At 44.3% G+C, this 23,080-nt stretch carries 22 protein-coding genes; 7 read left to right on the top strand and 15 right to left on the bottom strand.

What is annotated here, in order from left to right; genetic code table 11:
* Window positions 1–63: 63 nt before the first annotated feature.
* The 4 genes from LAJ61_RS10875 to LAJ61_RS10860 all read right to left on the bottom strand — a co-directional run bounded on the left by LAJ61_RS10875 (window position 64) and on the right by LAJ61_RS10860 (window position 4,263).
* Window positions 64–1,464, bottom strand: a complete 1,401-nt coding sequence (locus LAJ61_RS10875; protein WP_409034969.1) for an NAD(P)(+) transhydrogenase (Re/Si-specific) subunit beta — start codon at window positions 1,462–1,464, stop codon at window positions 64–66.
* Window positions 1,464–1,826 carry a proton-translocating transhydrogenase family protein gene (locus tag LAJ61_RS10870; protein WP_204156067.1) on the bottom strand — a complete coding sequence of 121 codons (363 nt, stop codon included), beginning with the start codon at window positions 1,824–1,826 and terminating at the stop codon, window positions 1,464–1,466. The genes LAJ61_RS10875 and LAJ61_RS10870 overlap by 1 nt, the downstream gene beginning before the upstream one ends.
* A 43-nt stretch (window positions 1,827–1,869) precedes the next feature.
* A complete protein-coding gene (locus tag LAJ61_RS10865) occupies window positions 1,870–2,991 on the bottom strand; it encodes a Re/Si-specific NAD(P)(+) transhydrogenase subunit alpha (RefSeq protein WP_224053938.1) in 1,122 nt (373 codons plus the stop codon).
* 222 nt (window positions 2,992–3,213) lie between these two features.
* The gene (locus LAJ61_RS10860) at window positions 3,214–4,263 is read right to left on the bottom strand and encodes a ribonuclease Z (protein WP_224053937.1); all 1,050 of its coding nucleotides are present in this window, start codon (window positions 4,261–4,263) and stop codon (window positions 3,214–3,216) included.
* A 244-nt stretch (window positions 4,264–4,507) separates the two neighbouring features.
* On the opposite strand from LAJ61_RS10860, the gene LAJ61_RS10855 reads away from it, so the two are divergent.
* The 3 genes from LAJ61_RS10855 (at window position 4,508) to LAJ61_RS10845 (ending at window position 6,824) form a co-directional block, all read left to right on the top strand.
* Window positions 4,508–4,702: a DUF350 domain-containing protein gene (locus tag LAJ61_RS10855; RefSeq protein ID WP_224053936.1), complete on the top strand. Its 195-nt coding sequence runs from the start codon at window positions 4,508–4,510 to the stop codon at window positions 4,700–4,702.
* A 50-nt stretch (window positions 4,703–4,752) separates the two neighbouring features.
* A complete protein-coding gene (locus LAJ61_RS10850) occupies window positions 4,753–4,947 on the top strand; it encodes a subtilase-type protease inhibitor (protein WP_224053935.1) in 195 nt (64 codons plus the stop codon).
* Window positions 4,948–5,105: 158 nt separating this feature from the next.
* The gene (locus LAJ61_RS10845; protein ID WP_224053934.1) at window positions 5,106–6,824 is read left to right on the top strand and encodes a sigma-54-dependent transcriptional regulator; all 1,719 of its coding nucleotides are present in this window, start codon (window positions 5,106–5,108) and stop codon (window positions 6,822–6,824) included.
* Here the strand turns inward: LAJ61_RS10845 and LAJ61_RS10840 are convergent.
* From LAJ61_RS10840 to pheA, 7 genes are all read right to left on the bottom strand, one after another.
* Window positions 6,821–7,369 (bottom strand): 2-amino-4-hydroxy-6-hydroxymethyldihydropteridine diphosphokinase, encoded by a 549-nt coding sequence (locus LAJ61_RS10840; RefSeq protein WP_224053933.1) that lies wholly within the window; start codon window positions 7,367–7,369, stop codon window positions 6,821–6,823. The genes LAJ61_RS10845 and LAJ61_RS10840 overlap by 4 nt on opposite strands.
* A 40-nt stretch (window positions 7,370–7,409) precedes the next feature.
* On the bottom strand, window positions 7,410–7,937 hold the full coding sequence (gene folB / locus LAJ61_RS10835; RefSeq protein WP_224053932.1) for a dihydroneopterin aldolase: 528 nt from the start codon (window positions 7,935–7,937) through the stop codon (window positions 7,410–7,412).
* Between the two features lie 11 nt (window positions 7,938–7,948).
* On the bottom strand, window positions 7,949–8,947 hold the full coding sequence (gene rarD, locus LAJ61_RS10830) for an EamA family transporter RarD (protein WP_224053931.1): 999 nt from the start codon (window positions 8,945–8,947) through the stop codon (window positions 7,949–7,951).
* A gap of 125 nt (window positions 8,948–9,072) precedes the next feature.
* Window positions 9,073–11,307: a bifunctional prephenate dehydrogenase/3-phosphoshikimate 1-carboxyvinyltransferase gene (locus LAJ61_RS10825; protein ID WP_224053930.1), complete on the bottom strand. Its 2,235-nt coding sequence runs from the start codon at window positions 11,305–11,307 to the stop codon at window positions 9,073–9,075.
* A complete protein-coding gene (locus LAJ61_RS10820; protein WP_224053929.1) occupies window positions 11,308–12,198 on the bottom strand; it encodes a DMT family transporter in 891 nt (296 codons plus the stop codon).
* 4 nt (window positions 12,199–12,202) lie between these two features.
* Entirely contained in the window at window positions 12,203–13,288 is a 1,086-nt protein-coding gene (hisC, locus tag LAJ61_RS10815; RefSeq protein WP_224053928.1) for a histidinol-phosphate transaminase, read from the bottom strand.
* A gap of 54 nt (window positions 13,289–13,342) precedes the next feature.
* Window positions 13,343–14,443: a prephenate dehydratase gene (pheA, locus tag LAJ61_RS10810; RefSeq protein WP_224053927.1), complete on the bottom strand. Its 1,101-nt coding sequence runs from the start codon at window positions 14,441–14,443 to the stop codon at window positions 13,343–13,345.
* Between the two features lie 407 nt (window positions 14,444–14,850).
* On the opposite strand from pheA, the gene LAJ61_RS10805 reads away from it, so the two are divergent.
* Window positions 14,851–15,789: a transaldolase gene (locus LAJ61_RS10805; protein WP_224053926.1), complete on the top strand. Its 939-nt coding sequence runs from the start codon at window positions 14,851–14,853 to the stop codon at window positions 15,787–15,789.
* Between the two features lie 115 nt (window positions 15,790–15,904).
* Here the strand turns inward: LAJ61_RS10805 and LAJ61_RS10800 are convergent, their stop codons facing one another.
* Window positions 15,905–16,441 (bottom strand): adenine phosphoribosyltransferase, encoded by a 537-nt coding sequence (locus LAJ61_RS10800; RefSeq protein ID WP_135889911.1) that lies wholly within the window; start codon window positions 16,439–16,441, stop codon window positions 15,905–15,907.
* Window positions 16,442–16,825: 384 nt separating this feature from the next.
* On the opposite strand from LAJ61_RS10800, the gene LAJ61_RS10795 reads away from it, so the two are divergent.
* From LAJ61_RS10795 to LAJ61_RS10785, 3 genes are all read left to right on the top strand, one after another.
* Window positions 16,826–16,990: a rubredoxin gene (locus LAJ61_RS10795; protein ID WP_007116674.1), complete on the top strand. Its 165-nt coding sequence runs from the start codon at window positions 16,826–16,828 to the stop codon at window positions 16,988–16,990.
* 21 nt (window positions 16,991–17,011) lie between these two features.
* Window positions 17,012–18,463 carry an FAD-dependent oxidoreductase gene (locus LAJ61_RS10790; protein WP_224053925.1) on the top strand — a complete coding sequence of 484 codons (1,452 nt, stop codon included), beginning with the start codon at window positions 17,012–17,014 and terminating at the stop codon, window positions 18,461–18,463.
* 83 nt (window positions 18,464–18,546) lie between these two features.
* Window positions 18,547–19,506, top strand: coding sequence for an alpha/beta fold hydrolase (locus LAJ61_RS10785; RefSeq protein ID WP_224053924.1), 960 nt, complete (start codon window positions 18,547–18,549; stop codon window positions 19,504–19,506).
* Between the two features lie 4 nt (window positions 19,507–19,510).
* Here LAJ61_RS10785 and LAJ61_RS10780 read toward each other — a convergent pair whose 3' ends face one another.
* The 3 genes from LAJ61_RS10780 to ubiE form a co-directional block, all read right to left on the bottom strand.
* Window positions 19,511–21,175, bottom strand: coding sequence for an ABC1 kinase family protein (locus LAJ61_RS10780; protein ID WP_224053923.1), 1,665 nt, complete (start codon window positions 21,173–21,175; stop codon window positions 19,511–19,513).
* Between the two features lie 158 nt (window positions 21,176–21,333).
* Window positions 21,334–21,975 (bottom strand): ubiquinone biosynthesis accessory factor UbiJ, encoded by a 642-nt coding sequence (locus LAJ61_RS10775; protein WP_224053922.1) that lies wholly within the window; start codon window positions 21,973–21,975, stop codon window positions 21,334–21,336.
* A 55-nt stretch (window positions 21,976–22,030) separates the two neighbouring features.
* On the bottom strand, window positions 22,031–23,062 hold the full coding sequence (ubiE, locus tag LAJ61_RS10770) for a bifunctional demethylmenaquinone methyltransferase/2-methoxy-6-polyprenyl-1,4-benzoquinol methylase UbiE (protein WP_224053921.1): 1,032 nt from the start codon (window positions 23,060–23,062) through the stop codon (window positions 22,031–22,033).
* Window positions 23,063–23,080: the final 18 nt, after the last annotated feature.

Below are 23,080 nucleotides of genomic sequence, written 5' to 3'. Positions count from 1 at the left end.
ATTATAGCAAATAAAAAACCCTGACTAAACTGGTTAGTCAGGGTTGATTGAAGTCAAAAAAACTTAGTGACCTGTGCCATTGATATGACGAATCATGTCTTCTACCACTTTTTTGGCATCGCCAAAGATCATCATGGTTTTGTCCATGTAGAATAAGCTATTGTCAAGACCTGCGTAGCCGGCACTCATCGAGCGTTTGATGACCATCACGGTTTGCGCTTTATTTGCTTCAAGAATTGGCATACCAAAGATGGGTGAGTTTGGATCGTCTTTTGCCGCTGGGTTGACCACGTCATTGGCACCGATAATCAGCACAACGTCAGTACCCGCAAAGTCCGAGTTGATTTCATCCATTTCTAGAATGTCTTCATACGGCACATCTGCTTCAGCCAATAGTACGTTCATATGACCTGGCATACGACCTGCCACGGGATGAATCGCAAAACGCACGTCCACACCTTCTTCTTTTAGCATTTCATAAAGCTCTTTTACCGCATTTTGGGCACGGCCTTGCGCCATACCATAACCTGGCACAATGACGACACTGCTAGAGTTTTCCATCATAAAGGCGGCATCTTCAGGTGAGCCTGTACGGTAAGTTTTCGGTCCGGTATCTTCTTCTTTCGCAGCAGCTGAGCTGCTTGACATACCGCCAAACAATACGTTGAGCAGTGAACGGTTCATGGCTTTACACATAATGTAGGACAAAATCGCCCCAGATGAACCCACCAGCGACCCTGCGATAATTAGCATTGAGTTGCCTAGGGTAAAACCGATACCGGCTGCCGCCCACCCAGAGAATGAGTTGAGTAGCGATACCACCACAGGCATATCACCGCCGCCAATCGGCGCAATCCACATCCAGCCAAAAATAATAGCTAAAATGGTCATCGCATAAAACGCTGGCATGGATTGGGTGGTGAAATACATAATACCAAATGCTAACATCGCGATGAACAATAGAGCTTGGACAGGTTTTACCCAACTGCCTTTAAGCGTCTTTGCCCAGCTTTTTGCCGCCAATTTACCAAAAGCAAACATTGACGCTGAGAAGGTAATCGCACCAATAAAACAGCCGATAAATAACTCAAACCGCGCGATAGTGCTATGCTCGATGCCCGTATGTAATACGCTAGCTAACGCAATAGCAACGGCTGACAAACCGACCAGTGAGTGCATCAAAGCCACGGTTTCTGGCATTTGTGTCATGGCAACAGTACGTGCTTTCCAAGTACCGACCACAGCGCCTAGCACCATCGCGCCAACAATTAATACAAACACCGGACTGGGGGCCAAGAAAAAGGTGGTGATAATGGCAAGCGCCATACCCATCATCCCAAAACGGTTACCACGGATGGCGGTTTTTGGGCTTGATAAACCCCGTAAGGTTAAAATAAATAGCACCGCACCAATCAAATAAAACCAATCTGCATGTTGGGCGACCCAATTCAAATTCTCATTCATCAAGCATTTCCTTCTTTGTTTGGCTCAGCTTTGGCTTTTTTATCTTTTGATTTAAACATCGCTAGCATACGTTCCGTTACCGAAAAACCACCAAAAATATTGATGCTGGCTAAAAATACCGCGAACGCACCCAATAAGCTGGTTGGGGTAAACATATCGCCATCGATGCTGACGGTCTGCAGCATGGCACCGACGATGACAATACTGGATAAGGCATTGGTGACCGCCATAAGCGGGGTATGCAGTGCAGGCGTTACCCCCCAAACCACGTAATAACCCACAAAAATAGCCAAAACAAAGATACTAAAGATTGCCACAAATGGGGTGGCAGATGTCGCAGACGCTAATAGGGTCAATAACATAAAACCTCCTAACCTCGATAGGTAAAATTAAATGAAAATTAGGTTAGCGACTGGCTAACAATACTTGACCTTGGCTAGTAACCAGCAAGGCTTTTTGGATTTCATCTTCTGGATTGAGCGCAAACACTTTATTGTCATCCATCAAGGTTGCAAAAAAGTTATACAAATTGTTGGCATACAATGCCGATGACTGCGCCGCCAAGGTCGATGGAATATTGGGCACACCCATGATGGTGACACCGTTTGGGGTAATGATATTTTGTCCGACCACTGAGCCTTCCACGTTACCGCCAGTTTCCACGGCCATATCGAGTAAAATTGAGCCAGATTTCATTTTATCGATGGTAGCTTGATGTATCAAACGAGGGGCATTGCGACCAGGAATTTGAGCCGTGGTAATCACGATATCTGCTTGGCTGACTGCTTTATCGACAACCGCGGCTTGGTCTTTAATATATTGCTCAGACGGTGTCCAGGCATAGCCGCCTGTGTCTTTGGCTTTGGCTTTTTCCTCATCGCTCATGGGGACATCGAGCCATTTACCACCGACTGACTCCACTTGATCACGCACGGTGGGACGTAAGTCACTGGCTTCTACAACGGCACCCAAACGACGGGCGGTGGCAATCGCTTGCAGACCCGCGACGCCAACACCTAAGATGACAATACGCGCAGGTTTCACTGTACCTGCAGATGTCATAAACATGGGGAAAGGACGACCAAACTGGTTAGCAGCCAAAATCACCGCTTTATAACCTGCCAAGTTGGCTTGAGATGACAGCACGTCCATGTTTTGTGCCCGCGACAAAGTTCGGGGCAATAGCTCCATAGCATATACTTTGGCGTGGCGATTGGCATAGTCCTGCAAATTGGCATTGCGATACGGATTCATCATACCGATGACAATCGCTTCTTGTTTTAGCTGGTTGATTTTTTCAATCGGTAAGCTATTGACCGTCAGCACCACATCACTTGTTGAGATCGCATCATCAACAATTTGTGCCCCTACTTGTTCCAACGCCTCATTGGTAATAAACGAACCTTTACCGGCATCGCGTTCGACCACAATACTGTGACCCAACTTGATGAACTTTTTAATGGTATCGGGGGTAATCGCAATCCGATTTTCATATAATGCAGTTTCTTTTGGTACACCAATTTGCATACACTCTCCTCAAGCGGTTCGGTGGGATTCTCAATCCATAACTGACGATTAGCTAAGACAGTTATAAATTAAAAAAATGATAATTAAATTACCATAAATATAATTAATTATGCAAAACAATTCTAGGCGGAATAACAAGTAAATTTGACTGGTGCATATAAAAAAAAGTTATCAATAAAACTTTTTACAAAATTTTCTTTTAACAAGATAGCTTTTTGAGGGTTAGTTTATTTGCGTATTGCGTTTTTTAACGTTGCCATTCTCGATTTCAAACACATCAAAATCTTGGGCAAGCCAAAAGTTACCTTGATAATTTGCAGCCACTTCTGCCCGAATATGTGACATATTCAAAGTTTTGCTGCTAAGTTTATCAAAAGGTTGAAAACGCGCGCTAAAATGGGTCAAAATCAGGTTTTTTAATTGTGATAGCTGCGCAAACTCGGCAACTTGCTTGGCGGTTGAATGCATGGGGTCAAAATAGTTAGGGGCTACTTTTCGTTTATCAGCGATTGCTTGGGTATAAGTCGCCTCGTGTACTAGCACATCGGTATCTGATATGGCATCGGCTAATAGCTCAGGTGAGTCATTATCGCCTGCGACTATCAGCACGGTTTTATGCAGCGTGGTGGTGACAAAATCCGCGGATTTTAGCAAGGTGTTATCATCTAGATTGACGTCAATACCGTATTTAAGCTTGCCCCATAGCCGTTTATCTACCACGTTAAGCTCGGTAAGTTTTTCGGTCAATAAGGTTTTTTTGGACAGTCGCTGGGTAAATTTAAAGGCATGGCTAGGGATACGGTGTGATAGCGCAATCACGTCAACTTGTAGCTGATGGTCGTCTGTCAAATCCAGCGTGACAGGTTGGTAACTATCACCCTGCGCTCTATTTTCAATGGCGATAAAATTAATATCAAAACTTATTATCAGCGCTGTCGTGGCTTGTACAGCGGCAAGATAATCGGCAATCGCTTGCGGGGCGATGACGGTTAATGGGTGTTTGCGACCACTCATCGCCATACTTGCCAGTAACCCTGGCAAGCCATAACAGTGGTCGCCATGCACATGGGTGATACAAATCAATTCTAGCTGCATCACAGATAAGGGGGTTTCGAGTAATTGATGCTGGGTGGCTTCTCCACAGTCCACCAATATCCAAGGGACATTTTTTGCTTTGCTATAAGGATTGATGAGTGATACAGCAAGCGCGGTAACGTTGCGGTGTTTGGTGGGTATCCCTGCAGATGTACCCAAAAAAGTGAGTGTTAACATGATTGCCTCATTATCAAACGTGCTATATAGCGTTATAGTGAATGTTTATCAATTTAACTATAAAATGCGCTAACAAACTTCACAACAACTTTTGACTGGGATACTTGTGATTGGGATACTTGTGATTGGGAGATTAGCAATGACTTCAATGCATACTTTTAACCTTTAGCCTTTAACCATTAGCCCTGTACTTGGCGATAGGTTGATTTGGGGCGTGTTTTATTACGGGTGCAACGGCTGACGCATGACTGCCCGCTTACGTTTTAAAGATTTGGTAACAGATAGTAGCAATAATAATTTGGCAAGTGGGTTATTATTGGGGATGATTTCACTGAGTTTTGGTATACTCAATGCGGCTTGTATCACCTCTATATCACCTACTGAACACAATAAGGAAATGCTATGTTCAAGTTTTTTACCCCATTATGCTTCTCATTAAGTTTATTTGGTTGCCAAGCTGTTAGCCCAGCTCAGCAAAACCCCCAACCTATGCCTCAGCCAATTAAGAAACCTGAGATGATGTGCACCATGCAATATGATCCTGTCTGCGTCAAAACTATCAATAATGGCATGGTCCGCTATCAAACTTATGGCAACGCTTGTATGGCGAGTAATAGCGTCAATGCTATGGACAAGACTATGAGTGTCACCAAAGGTACTTGTGGGTCGGAGGCTAGCAAGTAACTGAGTTATTAAGTGACTGAGCTAGCAAATAACTGGGCTATGATAATTTAGCCCACCATAACGTCGCACTAGCTTGTTTGCCATAGCTTACTGACGATAAAATGAGGGAAGTGTTATAATCCCCTCTAATTACTTTGTGTTAAAGGTGTTGCATCTGTATGGCATTAGCGCTGATAATTGATGATGAAGTAGATTTGTGTCGCTTGATGCAGATGACACTCAAAAAAATGGGCATTGAAACCAAAGTCGCCTATGACTATGCCACTGGCGTTAGCCATCTTCAAGCGTATAATTTTGATTTTTGCTTAACCGATCTCAAACTTCCTGATGGCACAGGACTAGATATCGTCAAGCTTATCAATAAAAATTATGCCAAAACCCCCGTGGGAGTGATTACCGCTCACGGTAGTATGGATTTGGCGATTGAAGCGTTAAAATTGGGCGCCTTTGATTTTGTCAACAAGCCACTTGAGCTGTCGCGGCTGCGCCAGTTAGTCGAAAATGCCTTGAAGGTGGCAGAAAATGCCCATAAACTCAATTGTAAAGAAGTCTATGATCCTTTTAGCAATCGCTTAATCGGACAATCTAACGCCATTGCCCAGCTTAAAACCACCATCCAAAAATTGGCGCGCAGCCAAGCGCCCGTATTTTTGTGGGGTGAGTCTGGTACGGGTAAAGAAGTCGTTGCCAAGCTTATTCATGATTTAAGCCCGCGCTGCTCTGCCAATTTTGTGCCTGTTAACTGCGGCGCCATCCCATCAGAGTTGATGGAAAGCGAGTTCTTTGGGCACAAAAAAGGCAGCTTTACTGGGGCTACCGCAGATAAAGAAGGGTTATTCCAACAAGCAAATGGCGGCACGCTATTTTTGGATGAAGTGGCGGATTTGCCGATTTCCATGCAAGTCAAATTATTACGCGCCATTCAAGAAAAGAAAATCCGCCCAATTGGTAGCACCCAAGAAATTGCCGTGGATGTGCGCCTTTTATCCGCTACCCATAAAAATTTGGCTAAGCTTGTCGAAACCGGTGAATTTAGACAAGATTTATATTATCGCATCAACGTGATTGAAGTAAAATTACCCAGTCTCAATGAACGGCGCGATGATATTTTACTGTTAGCCAATCATTTTATCGCTTTGATTGCAGAAGATTGGGGACTAACGCAGCCACCGACATTATCGAATGAAGCCGCTGTTCAATTGGTAAACCATCACTTTGCAGGCAACGTGCGTGAATTAAGAAATATCTTAGAGCGGGCGATTACTCTAGCTGATGATAATGTGATTGAAGCCCATCATTTGAATTTGCCATTATCAGCCGCTAACGTACCGCCTGACACTCCTAGAATCCATGAAATCCATGAAATCCATGAAATCCAAAAAACTCATGAAATCACAGAAACCTCCAATCACACCGTGTTATCAATACCGAGTCAACCGAGCGCGCCAAAAGTTGCGCCCTTAGCTGAAGCTAAATCCGCTTCCAACAGCCCCATCAATACTTCCTATAGCAGTAATTTGTTTGCAAGTGGTTATAAAGTCAAAGCCAATATTCAACTTACGCCCACACCCACCCAATCCAACCATGAAGCGTTAACCGATGAAATGTTAACTTTAGATACGCCGATAGGGGGTATCAATGCGCCTAATTTAGCCCAGCCCGCCGCTGAAGAAGGTCAACTGCCCGCCGAAGGACTTGAAGAATATTTGATGAATCAAGAACGCAAAGTCATTATCGCGGCGCTCAACTGCAGTGGTTGGAATCGCACCCAAGCCGCCAAATTATTAAATACAACGTTTCGCTCACTGCGCTACCGTATGAAAAAATTGGGCATTGATAGTGGCAGTGATATTCATAGTGATAGCGATGAGGATTAAAAACTTCGGATAAAGGACAAATCGATATTTTTTGATAAATCCAATATCCCTACCTGGTCATAACAAGCTAGTGGAAAACGCCGGCGGATGCCTAACCACTGGTTTGCTGATTGAGCGAATAACACAAATCGATTGCCTTTTTCATCGAGGCTTTGGTCGATATTATCAATTTGATGCAGACATTTTACTGCAATGATATCGATGTCTAACGTAACAGCGGGTTTTTGGTACAGAAGTCTGTCTTGTTGCTGTTCAAACTGCTTGGTGAGTTGTAGCCATTGCCAATAATCCATGGGCTGCGCAAATGCTAAATAAGCCACTTGGTTAAAATAAACCGGTGTATTGGATGTTGGCTTGTTTAAATCGTCGTGTAAATTGTTATCACTACAAGTATCTTCACTACTATGAATCGCACTGAGAGTCAAAGTGCCAAAGTTTTGCAGCCAGTCTTTGGCTTTTTGTAAATAATAAGGTTGTTTGACATTACTGGCTAACGACAAAACACAGGCTTCGATGACTATGACATCACGCGGTGGTACACTCATACTCAAATGCTCAAATAAACATATTTTTTGCTTAGGCTAATTAATTTTGCTGAAAACGGGTAATTTTAACCCCGACACTATCGGCTTGTTTGATGGCGGTGGGTTTGTGAATCGTCACTGTGACTTTTTCTGGGGCAAATTCTGACAAAATCATCTCAGCGACCAATTGCGCTAACCGCTCTAACAGCGCGACTTTGTTGGCAATGCTCACTTCAGCCACGCGCTCACTGACACTTTTATAATTGATGGCATCTTGAATATTATCAGTCTGCGACGCTTGGTATTGACAGCCTACCATTTCAATATCGAAAATCAGCGGTTGGGTTATTTGCTGCTCCCACTCATACACGCCAATCACGGCATCGACTTTGAGTCCCTTGACAAATACCATATCCGTTGAATTACCCGTCAGCTTGATTGGCTGACTGTTGGACTTTTCGTTTGCAATCGCATGTAAGGCATCCGCCGCTGAATATAGTGATTCATGCATGGTTTTTTGTGTGGGGGCTTGCGTGGTGCTGTGGGGCATTTCAAGCCTAGTTTGTTGGGTAGTTTCTGGTGTAGTCATTTTTACTCTCGTTAGGTATTTCGTTGTTTTATTAAATCATAACTAAAAAATACCAAGCCTGTCCAAATAAAGGCAAAGGTAATCAATTTATAAATATTAAAAGGCTCATGATACAAGAATATCGCCAATAAAAAAATCATGGACGGGGTCAAATAATTTAAAAAGCTCAATAAGCTAAAATTAACCATTTTGGTGGCTTTATTAAACATTAAGAGCGGTATCAAGGTCACAGGCCCTGCAATCATCAATAAAAAAATTGATGGCGACAGCCAAAAATCTAACTGACTACTAGCAACATCATGCATAGCAAACCAGCCAATAAAGACCGGCACCAATAATGCCGTTTCGATAAACATCGCAGACAGCGCGTCAAGCGGGGTATGGCGATGCATCAAACCATACACAGAAAAGCTACTCGCCAACACTAACGATACCCACGGCAATTTACCCAGCACGACCAGCTGAATCGCCACGCCTATCGCTGCCAAAATCACTGCCATCCATTGCAAAGGCCGCAGTTTTTCTTTGATAACCACTAGCGATAGTAAAATACCCATCAACGGACCAATATAATAGCCCAAACTGGCTTCCAAAATCTGATCATGATTGACCGCCCACACGTACACCAACCAATTAACTGAGATAATCGCCCCCGAAACGGCAGTATAAAGTAACCATTTTGGGTTGGCTTTAATCACTTTCACCCAGTGCCAGTTTTTAGTCACTGTCATGATTAGTAAAATCGTGACAAACGTCCAAATAATTCGATGCCCAATGATTTCAATCGCATCATAATCTTTGAGTAGCTTAAAATACAGGGGGAAAAACCCCCAAATCAAAAAAGCAGCCAGTGCGGTCAATACGCCTTTGGGGGTAGTCACTATGGTTGGTTTTTCATGGTCAGTAATATCAACGGCACGGGTCGGAATGTCACTATTGATGATATCAATGGTTTGACTCTGGGGGATTTGATTTTTCAGGATTTGATTTTGGGGGATTTGATTTTTCATTAACACAACGATAAATTTTATTTTTTATAAAAAAGTCAAAACTAAGAAAGTCATAGTCTATCTTAGTTTTCATGTCATCCATGTAAAGACTTGCGACAGTGCTACAAGTTTAGCTCACCTAGGGTTTAGTCAGTCACCACTTTAACTTGCAATCCTGCACTATTGACCAGTTCAGCAAAGTTAGGGAAGCTAGTATTGACCGTTTCAGTACCATGAATGGTAATCGTATCGCTTGCGCGCAAACTTGCCACAGTAAAACTCATGGCAATGCGATGGTCATGGTGACATTCAATCTCACCACCGCCAAACACCTGTGCCACATCACCGCGACCTTCAATTTCAATGCCATCATCGAGTACAGTACAGGCAATTCCTAAGGTTTTTAGCCCATCTGCCATGACTTGAATACGGTCAGATTCTTTAACGCGCAGTTCAGCTGCGCCATGTAGCACGGTTTTACCCGTGGCACAACTTGCTGCCACAAACAGCACAGGAAATTCATCAATGGCGAGTGGCACCAAGTGCTCAGGAATCTCAATACCTTGCAACTTTGAAGATTTCACCACGATATCGGCAACTGGCTCACCGCCGACGGTGGTTTCATTGGTCAATGTCAAATCAGCGCCCATCAGCTTTAAGATATCAATCACGCCGGTGCGCGTGGGATTGATGCCCACTTTGTTGATGGTCACATTGCCTTGTTGGGCGATGGCACCTGCCACCATAAAAAATGCCGCGGATGAAATATCAGCAGGCACTGCGATGTCACACGCCGTCAATTCGCCGCCCCCTGTCACACTAATTTGATTGCCATTGTGCACTTTTGACACTGTCACAGGATAACCAAATGCCGTCAGCATGCGCTCGGTATGATCGCGCGTCACTTCTGGCTCAATCACTGTGGTGGTGCCTTGTGCCCATAATCCTGCTAACAGCAAACAGGATTTCACCTGCGCTGATGCCATCGGCATTTCATAGCGGATACCTGTTAAAGTTTGATTACCGGTGATGCTAATCGGCGGCGTACCTTTTTCGCCCGTGGTTTGGATTTTTGCACCCATCTCCCGCAGAGGCTTGGCGACCCGTTCCATGGGACGCTTGGATAAACTCGGGTCACCCGTCATCACCGAATCAAATTTTTGTGCCGATAAAATACCTGATAACAAGCGCATACTGGTGCCTGAATTACCCATGTATAATGGATCATGCGAAGGTTTTAACCCATGTAATCCAACCCCATGAATCACTACCCTGCCTTGGTTTGGTCCTTCAATCACTACGCCCATATCACGAAAGGCTTGCAAGGTAGCGAGTGCGTCTTCACCTTCCAAAAACCCTGTCACCGTGGTAGTGCCTTTGGCTAACGAACCAAACATAATCGAACGGTGAGAGATAGACTTGTCTCCTGCGACAGTGTGACTGCCTTCAAATTGTTGGGCTGGGGCGATAACGTAAGTTTGCTTCATGGCTTGTTTTTCCAAATAAGGCGTTTTATTTAACATATGTCCAAAATGTTGTCGGGCGGCTTGGGCTTGGGTTAATACACCTAGCATCTGCTCAGAATCATTGGTCTCGATAATTGCTTTCAACTGGCTTAATTGCTCACTAAATTCATCAATGGCATCGAGGAGCGCGGTTTTATTGGCATAAAAAATATCATGCCACATGGTTGGGTCGCTGGCGGCGATACGGGTAAAATCCCGAAAGCCACCCGCCGCGAAACGAAAAATATCCATATTGTCGTTGTGCTTGGCTAGTTGAGCAACTAGATTGTAGGCGAGCAAGTGGGGTAAATGACTGGTACGCGCGAGCACCTTATCATGATAATCCGCTGGCATGGTCACCACTTCTGCGCCAGTCTGCTGCCATAGTGCAATCACTTTTTTAACCGCTTGTTTGCTGGTGGTATCTAGCGGCGTTAAGATAATTTTATGGTTATCAAATAGTTTGGCATTACGCGCATCAATCCCTGATTTTTCTGCGCCAGCAATCGGATGGGCGGGTACAAAACCTTTGGGCATATCCTCACCAAACACCGCGCTGGCGTCTGCAATGATATTGCCTTTGGTACTACCCACATCCATGATAATAGTTTTATCGTTAATAAAGGGTTTGATTTGTTCAAAAATTTTTTTGACCGCCTGTACCGGCGTGGCTATTACCACCAAGTCCGCACCTTGCACCGCAAAGGCAGCATCATCAAATCCTGCATCAAGCAGTCCGTAGTTGATACCTTTGTCAATGGTTGATTGTGAACGGCTGACCGCCACAATTGATTTGGCCAATTTTTTATCACGCATGGCTTGTGCCAAACTTGCGCCAATGAGCCCTAGCCCAATAAAACACACTTTTTCAAACATTTAACTTACCGATTTTTTATAATTTGCTAAAAAGACTGCCAACGCAATCAAAATCCCACCCAAAATAGTGCTGCTGGTGATTGTTTCACCCAATAAAACCACACCCAACAATACCGCAATGAGCGGAATAAAATAAATATACAGCGAGGTTTTTACCACGCCCAAATGCTTATTGGCATTGGTCCACAACACAAAACACAAAGCGGAAGCGATACCACCTAAAAACAGCAAATTCGCCAGATTGATGGGCGTAAACGCGTGAAGGTTGATAAAGGCTTCACCTGTCACAAGCATATACAGCGACGCGGTGATTATGCCATACAAAAACACTTTACGCATGCGTACCATCGGGTTCAGTTCATCTTTAATGGCACTGTTAGCAAAGCCGAAAAATGACCATGCCAACCCACTTAATATTGCTAAAATATTACCCAGCATGCCATTGGTTAAACTCATCGGCTGATTAGCCAGTACTAATGCTACGCCAACCAATGCCATCACACACGCAATCAACAGCAACTTGCTAAAGGCATGGGTTTTAATGATAAAACTGGCAATCAGCACCGTAAACAAAGGGGATGCTGTGACTAACAGCGCCGCATTACTGCTATAGGTATACAGCAGTGCGGTGTTTTCTAGTAAAAAATACAAGGTAATACCGCACAGCCCCGACAAAAAATACAACACTTCGTTTTTTACACTGCTAAAGGTTTGCAGTCTAGGTGACATGGCAAACAATAACCCATAGGCAAATAACGACCGATACAGCAAAATCTGAATGGGTGACATATCCGCCAGCAGCACCTTAGTGCTTGCTAATGTTGTTCCCCAAACGATGACCACAAATAACGCTAAAAAATGCCAAAATACTTCACGATTTTTTTCTAACATTGGCTTAGCTCAATACCTGCGCCAACGTATCTAAAAAACGGTTAATTTCTTCAGGCAAACCCACACTCACGCGTATCCAGGCTGGCAGACCGTACCCAACCATCGGTCGCACCACCACGCCTTGCTCAATCAATGTTTGGTAGATGTCCATGCCATCGCCGACATTAACCATCACAAAATTGGTAGCCGATTTGACATAGACGACACCTAAGCTATCCAAGCCATCATACAGGGCTTGTTTTTGCTCATGGTTAAACGCCAAATATTGGTTAATAAAATGTTGGTCTTTAATTGCCGCTGTGGCGGCAGCATGCGCCAACGTACTGGTATTAAACGACTGGCGCGTATAATTTAAAATCTCAGCAATGCTTGCGCTGCTTACTGCATAACCAATGCGCAAGGCTGCCAGTCCATAAGCTTTGGAAAAGCTACGTAGCACAATGACATTGTCATACTCTTGGGTCAAATCTACACAGCTGAGCGTTGGCACAAATTCGATGTAAGCTTCATCAATCACCACCAACACCTCCGATGGCACTTTTTTGATGAATTTAACCAAGTCATCTTTGGCGAGCACGGTGCCTGTGGGGTTGTTGGGATTGGTGATAATCACCATTTTACAATTGGCAGTTTGATTGACCGTCTCAAGCATCGCAGGCAAATCATGAGCAAAATTTTTGGCAGCGACTTGTTGGGTTCGCTCACTAATACCCAAAGACGCCAATTCGTAATCCGAAAACGCGTATTGAGAATACACAATCACATCATCACCATTGGTAAAGCTTGCGGTAATGTTATTGAGTAACTCATTAGAGCCATTACCCAACACAATTTGTTTTGTTTCGCAGCCCAAAAAATCGGCTAAGGCTTGTTTAAGCCCTTGCCCTGCACCATCGGGATAACGCGATAATTCGCCCAGTTTTGACGTGATTGCCAAGGTCACGTATGGTGAGCAGCCGGTTGGGTTTTCATTGCTCGCCAATTTGACGATGTCACCCAAGCCATACTCACGGGTCAGCTCTTCATTGGATTTATCCATTTCATAAGCTTTTAACTGCTCAATACTGTGATTGACCGATTGGATCGTCATATCAAAACCTTTAGTTGATGATTGATACTAATAAAATTTTATTGCCAAAAACGGTTAAATCACCGCTTTTGGATAAGCGCCTAATACCCGTAAATCTTTGACTTGCGGGCGAATCTCAGCGAGCGCGGCTTGCATATTGGCGTCGTCAATATGACCGAGCATATCAATAAAGAACACATAAGCCCATTTGTTTGGCCGCTCTGGGCGGGTTTCGATACTGGTCATCGACACCCCATGTTTAGCTAGTGGCTGCAATATTTGAATCAGCGCGCCCGCCTGATCTTTGGCTGCCACTAAAATCGAGGTTTTATCTTGACCTGACGGCGCTACTGCTTCGCGGCCAATGATTAAAAAACGTGTGGTATTGGACGGGGTATCTTCGATGTTTTCAAATAGTTTGTGCAAATTATATTCGCTTGCTGCCACTTCCCCTGCAATGGCGGCTGAGTGCCACTCATTTTTGATACGCCGCGCCGCTTCACCATTGCTAGAGACTGCGACACGCTCGACATTGGGATAATGGGTATCTAGCCATTGGCGGCATTGGGCAAGCGCTTGGCTGTGGGCATAAATTTTTGAAATCGCGCCCACTTTGGTATGCTCACCCACCAAAAATTGATGATGCACCGGTAATTCCACCTCGCCAATGATTTTTAAATCGGAGGATAAAAAACCATCAAGGGTATGGTTAACCACGCCTTCTGAGGAATTTTCTACAGGGACAACGCCATACATGGCAGAGCCGGCTTCGACTTCACGAAACACATCAGCAATCGTCGATAGCGGCACTGTCGTGGCGGCTTTACCAAAATGCTTCAGCGCTGCCATGTGGGTAAAGGTACCTGCAGGACCCAGATAAGCAATTTTTTGTGGCGCTTCTAAGTCTAAACATACTGACATAATTTCGCGGAATAAACGTGCCATTTTATCGGCAGGGAGTGGACCCACATTACGCGCCATCACTTTTTTTAGTACCTGCGCTTCTCGCTCTGGGCGATAAAAAATCGGATTGTCCTCTTGCGTCTTTTTGGCTTTGGCTACTTGCACCGCATAGCCTGCTCGCTCGTTGATTAATCGCTGGATTTTTTCATCCACTTCATCAATTTTTTGGCGAAGTCCAATTAATTCATCATTGCTCATCGTTTGTTCATTCATAAAATTACAACTCAACAGTCAACACTGACCTGCGCGATAGGATTGAGGGTCATAAATCACAGGCAGCCTAGCTTGAAATATACCTTGAAATATACAAAGTTACCAAATGGCTTTATAGCAGAAATTGCCTAATACTAGCACAAATCACGCCTGTTAATCGAGTTTCGCTCAGCGCTTTTTCATCACAAATAGTGATATAGAGATAATATTTTTGGCATACCCTAAAAAAAATTGGATTTTTCTGCTTGATGCTTAACAAATACTTGCAAAATAGAAAAAAAACTAGCGATTGTCACAATGTTTGTGATAGCTTTTGACATAGGTTAAACAACATTGAATGAAACCATACTATTTTGTCCGTGATAGGTTATCAGTGACATGCAGCAATTTGACATTTAGGAAAGTACATGACTAGCAGCTTAAACCAACTAAAAATGATGACAACCATTGTGGCAGATACTGGGGATTTGCAGGCGATTGCCCGCTTAAAACCAGTCGATGCGACCACCAACCCAAGCTTGATTACCAAGGCATTGTCAGCGCCACAAATGCAGCCTATTTTGATTGAGACATTAAAAAAATACCCCAATGATATCGATGCGGTGATTGATGATCTCACCATTTATATCGGCACCGAAATTTTAAAACTGATTGATGGTCGTGTTTCCACCGAAGTGGATGCAAGGTTGTCTTATGATACCGATGGCACCATTGTCAAAGCGCAGCAATTTATCAAAGCCTATGAAGCCGCTGGGATTGATAAGAAACGCGTACTCATCAAAATCGCTGGCACCTGGGAAGGCATTCAAGCCGCCAAAGCACTAGAGCAACAAGGTATCCATTGTAACGTGACGCTGCTATTTGGCTTGCACCAAGCTAAAGCCTGTGCCGATGCCGATGTTACCTTGATTTCGCCATTTGTCGGACGGATTTTGGATTGGCAGAAAAAAGATGAAGGACTCGATAGCATCGAAATCAGCCGTGATAAAGGCGTGAGCTCAGTCAAAACTATCTATCATTACTTCAAACAGCATGGCTATACCACCCAAATCATGGGCGCGAGCTTTCGCAGCATTGAGCAAATATTAGCATTGGCAGGTTGTGATTTATTAACGATTGCGCCTGATTTGCTAGACCAACTTGCCACGATGGACGTCAAAGTCGAGCGTCAGCTATTCCCAGACATGAAATTTATTGACCTCAAAAAACAAACCCTCGATGAGACCCAATTTGCTGAGCAACATGCGCTTGATCCTATCAGCCAAGAATTATTATCTGCTGGTATTGAAGGCTTTATCCAAGCTAGAGAAGCGTTAGAGCAAACCTTGAGAGGCTTGGTTAACTAAGCTTTGTTAATTAAAGCTTTATTCATTAAAACTTTGATGAATAAAGCTTGGTTCATTAAATTTTTGTTAGCGGCTAATCATGTCCTTTAATCATGATTAGCCCCATGCCGTCCCACTAACCTTTAGCTTGCAACACAGTATAAAGTGGTATAGCAAGCGGTTGATGCAAATTCACCAAATCAAGTAACACAAGTGCGCCTAACACTTGATGTCCTGCGGCTTCACAAAGTCCCACCGCAGCGCTCAAAGTACCGCCTGTCGCCAATATATCGTCCACCAACAACACATTCGCGGGCGTAAGTCCCGCCTGCATTTCTAGCGTATCGGTACCATATTCTAGCGCATAGCTTTTTTTCGCCACAGGCGGTGGCAGCTTGCCTTCTTTGCGTACCAATACCATACCTTTGCCTGTTCGACCTGCTAACAGGCTGGCAAAGATAAACCCCCGTGCTTCAATGGCGCCAAAACAATCAACCGCATCAAATACTGGCTGTGGTATCACTGCCAGTAACGCATCAATTACCGCATTGACGTGAGCGCGCAATAATGGCGTGATATCATAAAACGCAATGCCTTGTTTGGGAAAATCAGGTACCACTCTGATGATTTGCCAAAATGGGTGTGGTGAATCAGGGGAGATAGTTGATTGCATAGGATTGACCGAGTTCAGAAAAAATAAGTGTTAAGTAAAATTAAGTATTAAGTAAGAATTAAGTAAAAATTGCTAAAGCATGCCTCATTCTAGCAATTTTTTCCTGCTGAGCCAATCAGCGTCATAGATGGCGTTAAGCCTTTACCTTAGTCATGATTAATAGGCTAGACTTGGGCGAACTGATTTAAAAATTTGCGGTATGGGCTTGAATGTTGCCTGTCATTGGCTTGCTTGTTTCAGTGCATACTTGTAAACTATCGCAAGTTAAATTTTTAGGTGATTGCGTAAGTTTTGCATGGTTAACATACTGCTCGGCATTGTAATTGCAATTTTTATCCTTATCTTCAATAGCAAAAGTTACCACTAATATAGGGAAAGTTACCAATGAAAAAATATCAATGTATCGTGTGTGGTTGGGTGTATGATGAGGCACTGGGCTGCCCAGAAGAAGGCATCCTTCCGGGTACACGATGGGAAGATATTCCCGAAGACTGGACTTGCCCTGAATGTGGGGTTGGTAAAGTGGACTTTGAAATGATTGAACTATAATAAATATAATAGGGTTTTATCATGCAATCAACTAACAATGTCAATAGTGCGAGTGTCGATACTGCCAGTGACAATAGTATAAGCTTAGACAGTATCAGTTCAAATGGCGCGCCTATTGCGCAACTGTCAAATACAGAACCACAACCTGTGATTATTATTGGCTCAGGGATGGCGGGCTATACGCTAGCGCGTGAGCTCAGAAAGCTAACGACTAGCTTGCCTATCGTGATGGTGTGCCAAGACAGTGGTGATAGCTACGCTAAACCAACCTTGTCAAATGCCTATGCGCAAAACAAACTTGCCGATTCCATCGCTAATGCAAGCGCGGCAAAAATGGCAGAAACGTTAAACCTAACCCTATTAAATTTTCATCAAGTCACCGATATTAATGCCGCTGAACAAGTTATTGTGGTTCGCTCGTTAGTCAATGAAGCTTCTCAAACAACGCTTGCATATCGAGATTTGGTATTGGCGACAGGCGCGCATTCTAGACTGTTACCCAATCTAGCTGTCAATCATCAAACCATTTTTGCTGTTAATCATCTAGATGAGTACAAAAGCTTTCAGCAGCGCCTAAACACCCTAAAATCTCAAAAATCAGCGCCGGTTAAGGTAGCGATTATTGGTGCAGGGTTGATTGGTTGTGAATTTGCCAATGATTTGATTGGTCAAAATACCGGTAACCAGACCGCTGACATCACAGTGGCAGTGTTTGATAAAGCGGCACGTCCACTGGCTCAGCAGCTTCCTAGCCAGGCAGGCATCATGCTACAAGACGCTTTGACTCAGTCAGGGGTGACATTTTATTTAGGCACTGATATCACCAGTATCACGACAAACCTTAATAAAAATATTACTACAAATATCAATACAAACGATAATGCAACCGTGACCATCTCGTTTGACAGGGATAAGCAATCACAAACCTTTGAAGCGGATATTGTTTTGATAGCGATTGGTTTGGTGGCTAATACTGACCTTGCCGTATCAGCGAACATTGCCATAGCATCGTCACAGCACATCAATCCTACAGTAACCCATTTACCCAGAACAGTGCAGCAAGGCATCAAGGTCGATGCCTGCCTAGCCACATCGGCAAAGCATATTTATGCCATTGGCGATTGTGCCAACGTGATGGGTAGCTATATGCCCTATGTCATGCCATTGATGAACCAAGCCAAAGCCTTGGCAAAAACTCTGGCTGACCCTAACATGGCGCCGACCAAAGTGGCGTATCCTGCCATGCCGGTGGCTATCAAAACACCTAGTTTACCTTTGGTGGTATTACCCGTATCGGGGCAGTACAGTGACGATCAACTCTATTGGCAAACAACCCCAACCACTGACGGAATGGTCATGACCGCCCATCCAAAAGATGATCCTCATAGCATTTTAGGATTTGTATTAGCCGGTAAAGAAGCAGCAAAACAGCGCTTAACGTTAACAAAGCAAGTGGCGGATTGGCTGTCTTAGTAGCCATGCTCGTGCAACGGGTCATCTAATGCGGCAAGTTAATTCAACACCCCACTAGCAGATTGATATTTTTGGAATAAATTATGGATTTAGCCAAATTTAATTTTCAACCCTCAGTGATTACGGACTTTATGCAAAGTGCCATCATTGATATCGGTGATGAATTACAACTGTGTGTTGAAGTTGGTGGCAATCCTGATCATCCGCCCTTGCTGCTGATCATGGGCTTAGGCTCGCAGTTAGTGTTTTGGCCAGATAGTTTTGTCAAAGGCTTGATTGATGCAGGCTTTTTTGTGATTCGTTTTGACAATCGTGATATCGGGCTATCATCAAAAATCGCACGACCCTTCCCGCGTTTTCCCATCAACAATGTCAAAATGATGCTGCGTATGCAAGTGGGTTTGACGAACCGTCATTTTCCGGTGGCGTATAACTTATTTGACATGGTCGAAGATACCCGCCGCTTGCTTGATAAATTAGCGCTAAACAATGTGTATGTGGTGGGGGCATCTATGGGCGGGATGATTGCGCAAATTTTGGCTGCTAAATACCCAAAACGCGTGTCGACACTGGGTCTCATGTTTACCAGTAATAACAAGCCATTTTTACCACCCACCAAGCCAAAGCAGCTGCAAACCCTACTTTCACATCCCAAAACCACCCAAATTGATGACGTGGTCGCATACGGCGTGTGGTGTATGCAGCGTATCGGCTCCCCCAATCATGTGGATGAAGAGGAAGTAGAACGGCTCATTCGTTTGCGGTTTGAACGTAGTTATCACCCACGTGGCGCGCTTCAGCAGTTGCAAGCGATATTAGCCACTGGCTCTATTGTTAAATTCGACCAAAAAATCAAACAGCCAACCATTATCATTCATGGGGAAAAAGATGGGCTGGTGCCATCGGCGCATGGTCGGGCGATTGCCAAAGCGATTGCGCACAGTGAGTTTCATTTGATTAAAGACATGGGACATGATTTGGCAAAACCCTTTATCCCTACGATCGTCAAACTGCTAGCCGATCATTATATGAAGCATGTTTAAGTCGCTAATTTAACAACCGCCACAATACAAACAGCACGGCAATCACATAAAAAATCGGTGCAAGCCAGCTACTCACCTGCCAAACGGTATGACTGGCAATCATTTGCGCGATAAACAATGCACCCACAAACCCAAGCAGCGCAAGCCAATCCTGCTGACGACTTTTGAGCATATCTGAGCGAATTTGCTGTATTTCACGCAGCTGCTGGTCTTGGTGGCCACCCAAATTTGACAGACTTTGCAAACTGTTATCCAGCAATTGTGGCATGTCATTGAGACTCAGTAACAGTTCAGGTAATTGCTTGCGTAGCTCGCCAATTTTTTGCATCGGGTCAAACTGCTGCTTCACCCAGCCTGTCAAAATCGGTTTGGCGAGCGACCAAATATCAAGCTCAGGGTATAAATCCCGTCCTAAACCTTCCACATGCACGAGCGTTTTAAGCAGTAACATTAATTGCGGCGGTATATCCAAATGATAGCGACGCGCAATATCGAGCACCGACATGAGCACGCCTGCAAAATCAATGTCGTTGATTGGCTTACTAATCATCGGTGACACGGTGCGGCGCATATCGCGCATGAGGGCGTATTTATCGGTATTGGGTGGAATCCAGCCTGCCCGCGCGATGATATCCACCAGACCGGTAAAGTTATTGTTCATTACCGATAATAAAAGCCTTGCCACAATCATTTGGTCAGCTTTAGATAGCTCGCCCACGATTGAGCAATCAAGGGCGATGTAGCGGGGATTGGGATTTGGGGTATCAGCTGGCAGGGTTTCAACAAACACATTGCCTGGGTGCATATCGGCATGGAAGAAATTATCTCGAAATACTTGCGTGAAAAAAATCGTTAATCCTTTTGCCGCAAGTGCCGCCCTATCATATCCAAGCGCATCAAATACTTGGGTTTGCGAAATCGGCACCCCAACAATGCGCTCCATAATCATGATGTTTTTGCTGGCTTGATACACTTCAGGCACATACATCATCGATGAACCCAAAAAGTTGTTACGCATTTGGGTGGTATTGGCAGCTTCAAGGGTTAAATCAAGCTCATTGAGCAAGACTTGCCGATAATCTTCAACGATATCGATAATATGTACGGCACGCGCCGCTTCAATCCGTGCTGACGCCCATTGTGCCAAATCGCGCAATAGTTCAAAATCTTCAATAATCTGTTCACGGATGGTTGGGCGAACTACTTTAACCACCACTTCACGCCCATCATGCAGGCGTGCGGTGTGTACTTGGGCAATGGATGCCGCCGCTAACGGTGTGCCATCAAATCTAGCAAATAGCTGGTTGATAGTTTGCCCCAAACCGCCTTTTTTTGTCGATTGTTCAATTTGCTCGATAACCGTATCGACACTAAAGGGTTTCACCCTGTCTTGCAGATGCACCAACTGCTCAATAATCTCAGGAGTGACCAAATCACGACGCGTGGAAAGCAGCTGCCCTAATTTTAAAAACAGCGTGCCCATCTCTTCAAGCGCCAGCCTAACCCCGTCTGGATGGGGTTTTTGAAAATAGCTGGCAGGGTGCATACGGATAAGTTTGGCAATGGGCTCAAGCTGCGGCGTCTCTTCAATAGGCAGATGCGTATCAACACGATAATGAGCGGCAATGCGCCACAGTTGTAAAAGACGTTTGCGATGATTTAGTAACACGTTGGCAACTCGTTAGAAAGCTTATCAATGGTGGGAATTCTAGCATGATATAAGCAATTTTTTAATGGTTAAAAAAAAGACGGGGATTTAACCCGTCATTTTGATTGTGCAAAAGCGAATTTTGCAATAAATTTACTTTTGCAATCTACTTTTCTAATTTATTGTTTCATTAAAGCCGCTTGCTGTTGCTTGATGGCATCAAGTCTGGCTTGTTCACGTTCAATATCCGCCCGCAGTTTTAGTAGCTGTTGTTTTAACTCATTGCCTGCATTGGCATCAGTACTTGCATCGTTGGTTTTCCACTCTCTGATATTGGCAATATCGGCAAACATCTCTTTGGCAGGTGCAGCGATTGTGCCTTTTAGGTTGGCTAACAGATTAGACAGTTGACTTGCCATCGGCAGACCAATCAAAGGTTGCAGTTTACCAATGATGTCAGGGTCAAACCCAGCGACCAACTGTTTGACTTGCATCAGCACTTTATAATCGCCCTCAATCGGCAGATTGCCTTGTGGTTCACCCATCAAATTGAGCAAATGCACAGGGTTGTCCACCTTGACAATACAATCAGGTTTGCTTACCACGGCGCTACCTTTAGGTTCAAAAACATCAACCGTCACAGGTTCAAAGCGGATATGGTCATCATTAAAAATCGTATCAAATTCAATGGCTGGCTCTGCCATCACTAGGCGCAAAACTTTACCCGATAATGGTTGTAACCCTGCTTGGGTGATGGAGTCAGTGGCAATCGCTAAATTAACCACTTTTTCAATGCCTGCGAGTAGTAATACAGTAAACATCTGATTCTCTTTTAGTATATAAATTTCAGTGAGCTATTATATTTTTCGCCATCAGTTACTTTTTAAACCCACGATGTACCGCCACGATGCCGCCTGTTAAGTTGTGATAATCACAATTGACAAAGCCTGCGTCTTCCATCATGCCTTTTAGCGTGCGTTGGTCTGGGTGCATACGGATAGACTCTGCCAAATACTGATAGCTTTCGCTGTCATTCGCCACCAATTTACCCATGAGTGGCAATGCGGTAAATGAATACAAATCATAGACTTTACCAAATGGCTCAAACACCGGTTTTGAAAATTCCAAAATCAGCAAGCGACCACCTTTTTTGAGCACCCGATACATCGAGCGCAGTGCCGCGTCTTTGTCAGTGACGTTGCGTAGCCCAAAGCTAATGGTCACCAAATCAAAACTTTCATCTTCAAATGGCGCCAGCGTCTCAGCATTGGCTAGTACAAAGTCGACATTACTACAGCCTGCATTGAGCAGACGCTCACGACCGACCTCTAGCATCGCTTCATTGATATCGGACAATACCACATGACCTGTGCGACCGACCTCTTTACTAAAGGCTTTTGCCAAGTCACCTGTGCCCCCTGCGATATCTAGCACCCGTTGACCTGCACGCACGCCCGTTAGGCTGATGGCATAGCGTTTCCACAGACGATGAATACCCAGTGACATTAAATCATTCATGATGTCGTATTTTTTGGCAACAGAGGTAAACACTTCTGCTACTTTTTCTTGTTTTTCAGCTTTTTTGACGGTTTTGTAGCCAAAATGGGTTTCTTCATTGCCATCAGTGGCTTCGGTATGCGGATTGTAGATAGCTGATTTATCAAAACCGCTAGTTGATTGCGCTGACGACTCATTGGGGATAGCGTCATTTGGGGTAGCGGTTGCAGGGCGAGTGAGCTGCTGACCTTGGGGCACGGATTCTGGCAAATCAGCTGTGCCAGTAAATTGACGGTTGATGGTGGTGTCAGCTGTTAGTGACTGTTGTACTTGGCTATTGAGCTTGTCATTGGCTTGGATGCTGTCTTTAACCAAGCTGTCTTGGATTGAATTATGGTTATTGTCGTTCATGTGGTTTCCTAGTGAGGT

The organism is Faucicola osloensis (assembly GCF_020041925.1).
GTDB lineage: Bacteria > Pseudomonadota > Gammaproteobacteria > Pseudomonadales > Moraxellaceae > Faucicola > Faucicola osloensis_D.
This window is presented reverse-complemented; position numbering and strand designations above follow the sequence as displayed.

What these genes read in the sequence shown, in the direction of transcription:
- LAJ61_RS10840 (WP_224053933.1), bottom strand. Translation starts at nt 7,369, where the DNA reads ATGAGTGTACCACCGCGTGATGTCATAGTCATCGAAGCCTGTGTTTTG.
- LAJ61_RS10795 (WP_007116674.1), top strand. Translation starts at nt 16,826, where the DNA reads ATGAAAAAATATCAATGTATCGTGTGTGGTTGGGTGTATGATGAGGCA.
- rarD (WP_224053931.1), bottom strand. Translation starts at nt 8,947, where the DNA reads ATGAAAAATCAAATCCCCCAAAATCAAATCCTGAAAAATCAAATCCCC.
- LAJ61_RS10775 (WP_224053922.1), bottom strand. Translation starts at nt 21,975, where the DNA reads ATGTTTACTGTATTACTACTCGCAGGCATTGAAAAAGTGGTTAATTTA.
- hisC (WP_224053928.1), bottom strand. Translation starts at nt 13,288, where the DNA reads ATGACGATCCAATCGGTCAATCACAGTATTGAGCAGTTAAAAGCTTAT.
- LAJ61_RS10785 (WP_224053924.1), top strand. Translation starts at nt 18,547, where the DNA reads ATGGATTTAGCCAAATTTAATTTTCAACCCTCAGTGATTACGGACTTT.
- LAJ61_RS10855 (WP_224053936.1), top strand. Translation starts at nt 4,508, where the DNA reads ATGACTGCCCGCTTACGTTTTAAAGATTTGGTAACAGATAGTAGCAAT.
- ubiE (WP_224053921.1), bottom strand. Translation starts at nt 23,062, where the DNA reads ATGAACGACAATAACCATAATTCAATCCAAGACAGCTTGGTTAAAGAC.
- LAJ61_RS10850 (WP_224053935.1), top strand. Translation starts at nt 4,753, where the DNA reads ATGCCTCAGCCAATTAAGAAACCTGAGATGATGTGCACCATGCAATAT.
- LAJ61_RS10800 (WP_135889911.1), bottom strand. Translation starts at nt 16,441, where the DNA reads ATGCAATCAACTATCTCCCCTGATTCACCACACCCATTTTGGCAAATC.
- LAJ61_RS10820 (WP_224053929.1), bottom strand. Translation starts at nt 12,198, where the DNA reads ATGTTAGAAAAAAATCGTGAAGTATTTTGGCATTTTTTAGCGTTATTT.
- LAJ61_RS10870 (WP_204156067.1), bottom strand. Translation starts at nt 1,826, where the DNA reads ATGTTATTGACCCTATTAGCGTCTGCGACATCTGCCACCCCATTTGTG.
- LAJ61_RS10790 (WP_224053925.1), top strand. Translation starts at nt 17,012, where the DNA reads ATGCAATCAACTAACAATGTCAATAGTGCGAGTGTCGATACTGCCAGT.
- LAJ61_RS10845 (WP_224053934.1), top strand. Translation starts at nt 5,106, where the DNA reads ATGGCATTAGCGCTGATAATTGATGATGAAGTAGATTTGTGTCGCTTG.
- LAJ61_RS10805 (WP_224053926.1), top strand. Translation starts at nt 14,851, where the DNA reads ATGACTAGCAGCTTAAACCAACTAAAAATGATGACAACCATTGTGGCA.
- folB (WP_224053932.1), bottom strand. Translation starts at nt 7,937, where the DNA reads ATGACTACACCAGAAACTACCCAACAAACTAGGCTTGAAATGCCCCAC.
- LAJ61_RS10875 (WP_409034969.1), bottom strand. Translation starts at nt 1,464, where the DNA reads ATGAATGAGAATTTGAATTGGGTCGCCCAACATGCAGATTGGTTTTAT.
- pheA (WP_224053927.1), bottom strand. Translation starts at nt 14,443, where the DNA reads ATGAATGAACAAACGATGAGCAATGATGAATTAATTGGACTTCGCCAA.
- LAJ61_RS10825 (WP_224053930.1), bottom strand. Translation starts at nt 11,307, where the DNA reads ATGTTTGAAAAAGTGTGTTTTATTGGGCTAGGGCTCATTGGCGCAAGT.
- LAJ61_RS10860 (WP_224053937.1), bottom strand. Translation starts at nt 4,263, where the DNA reads ATGTTAACACTCACTTTTTTGGGTACATCTGCAGGGATACCCACCAAA.
- LAJ61_RS10865 (WP_224053938.1), bottom strand. Translation starts at nt 2,991, where the DNA reads ATGCAAATTGGTGTACCAAAAGAAACTGCATTATATGAAAATCGGATT.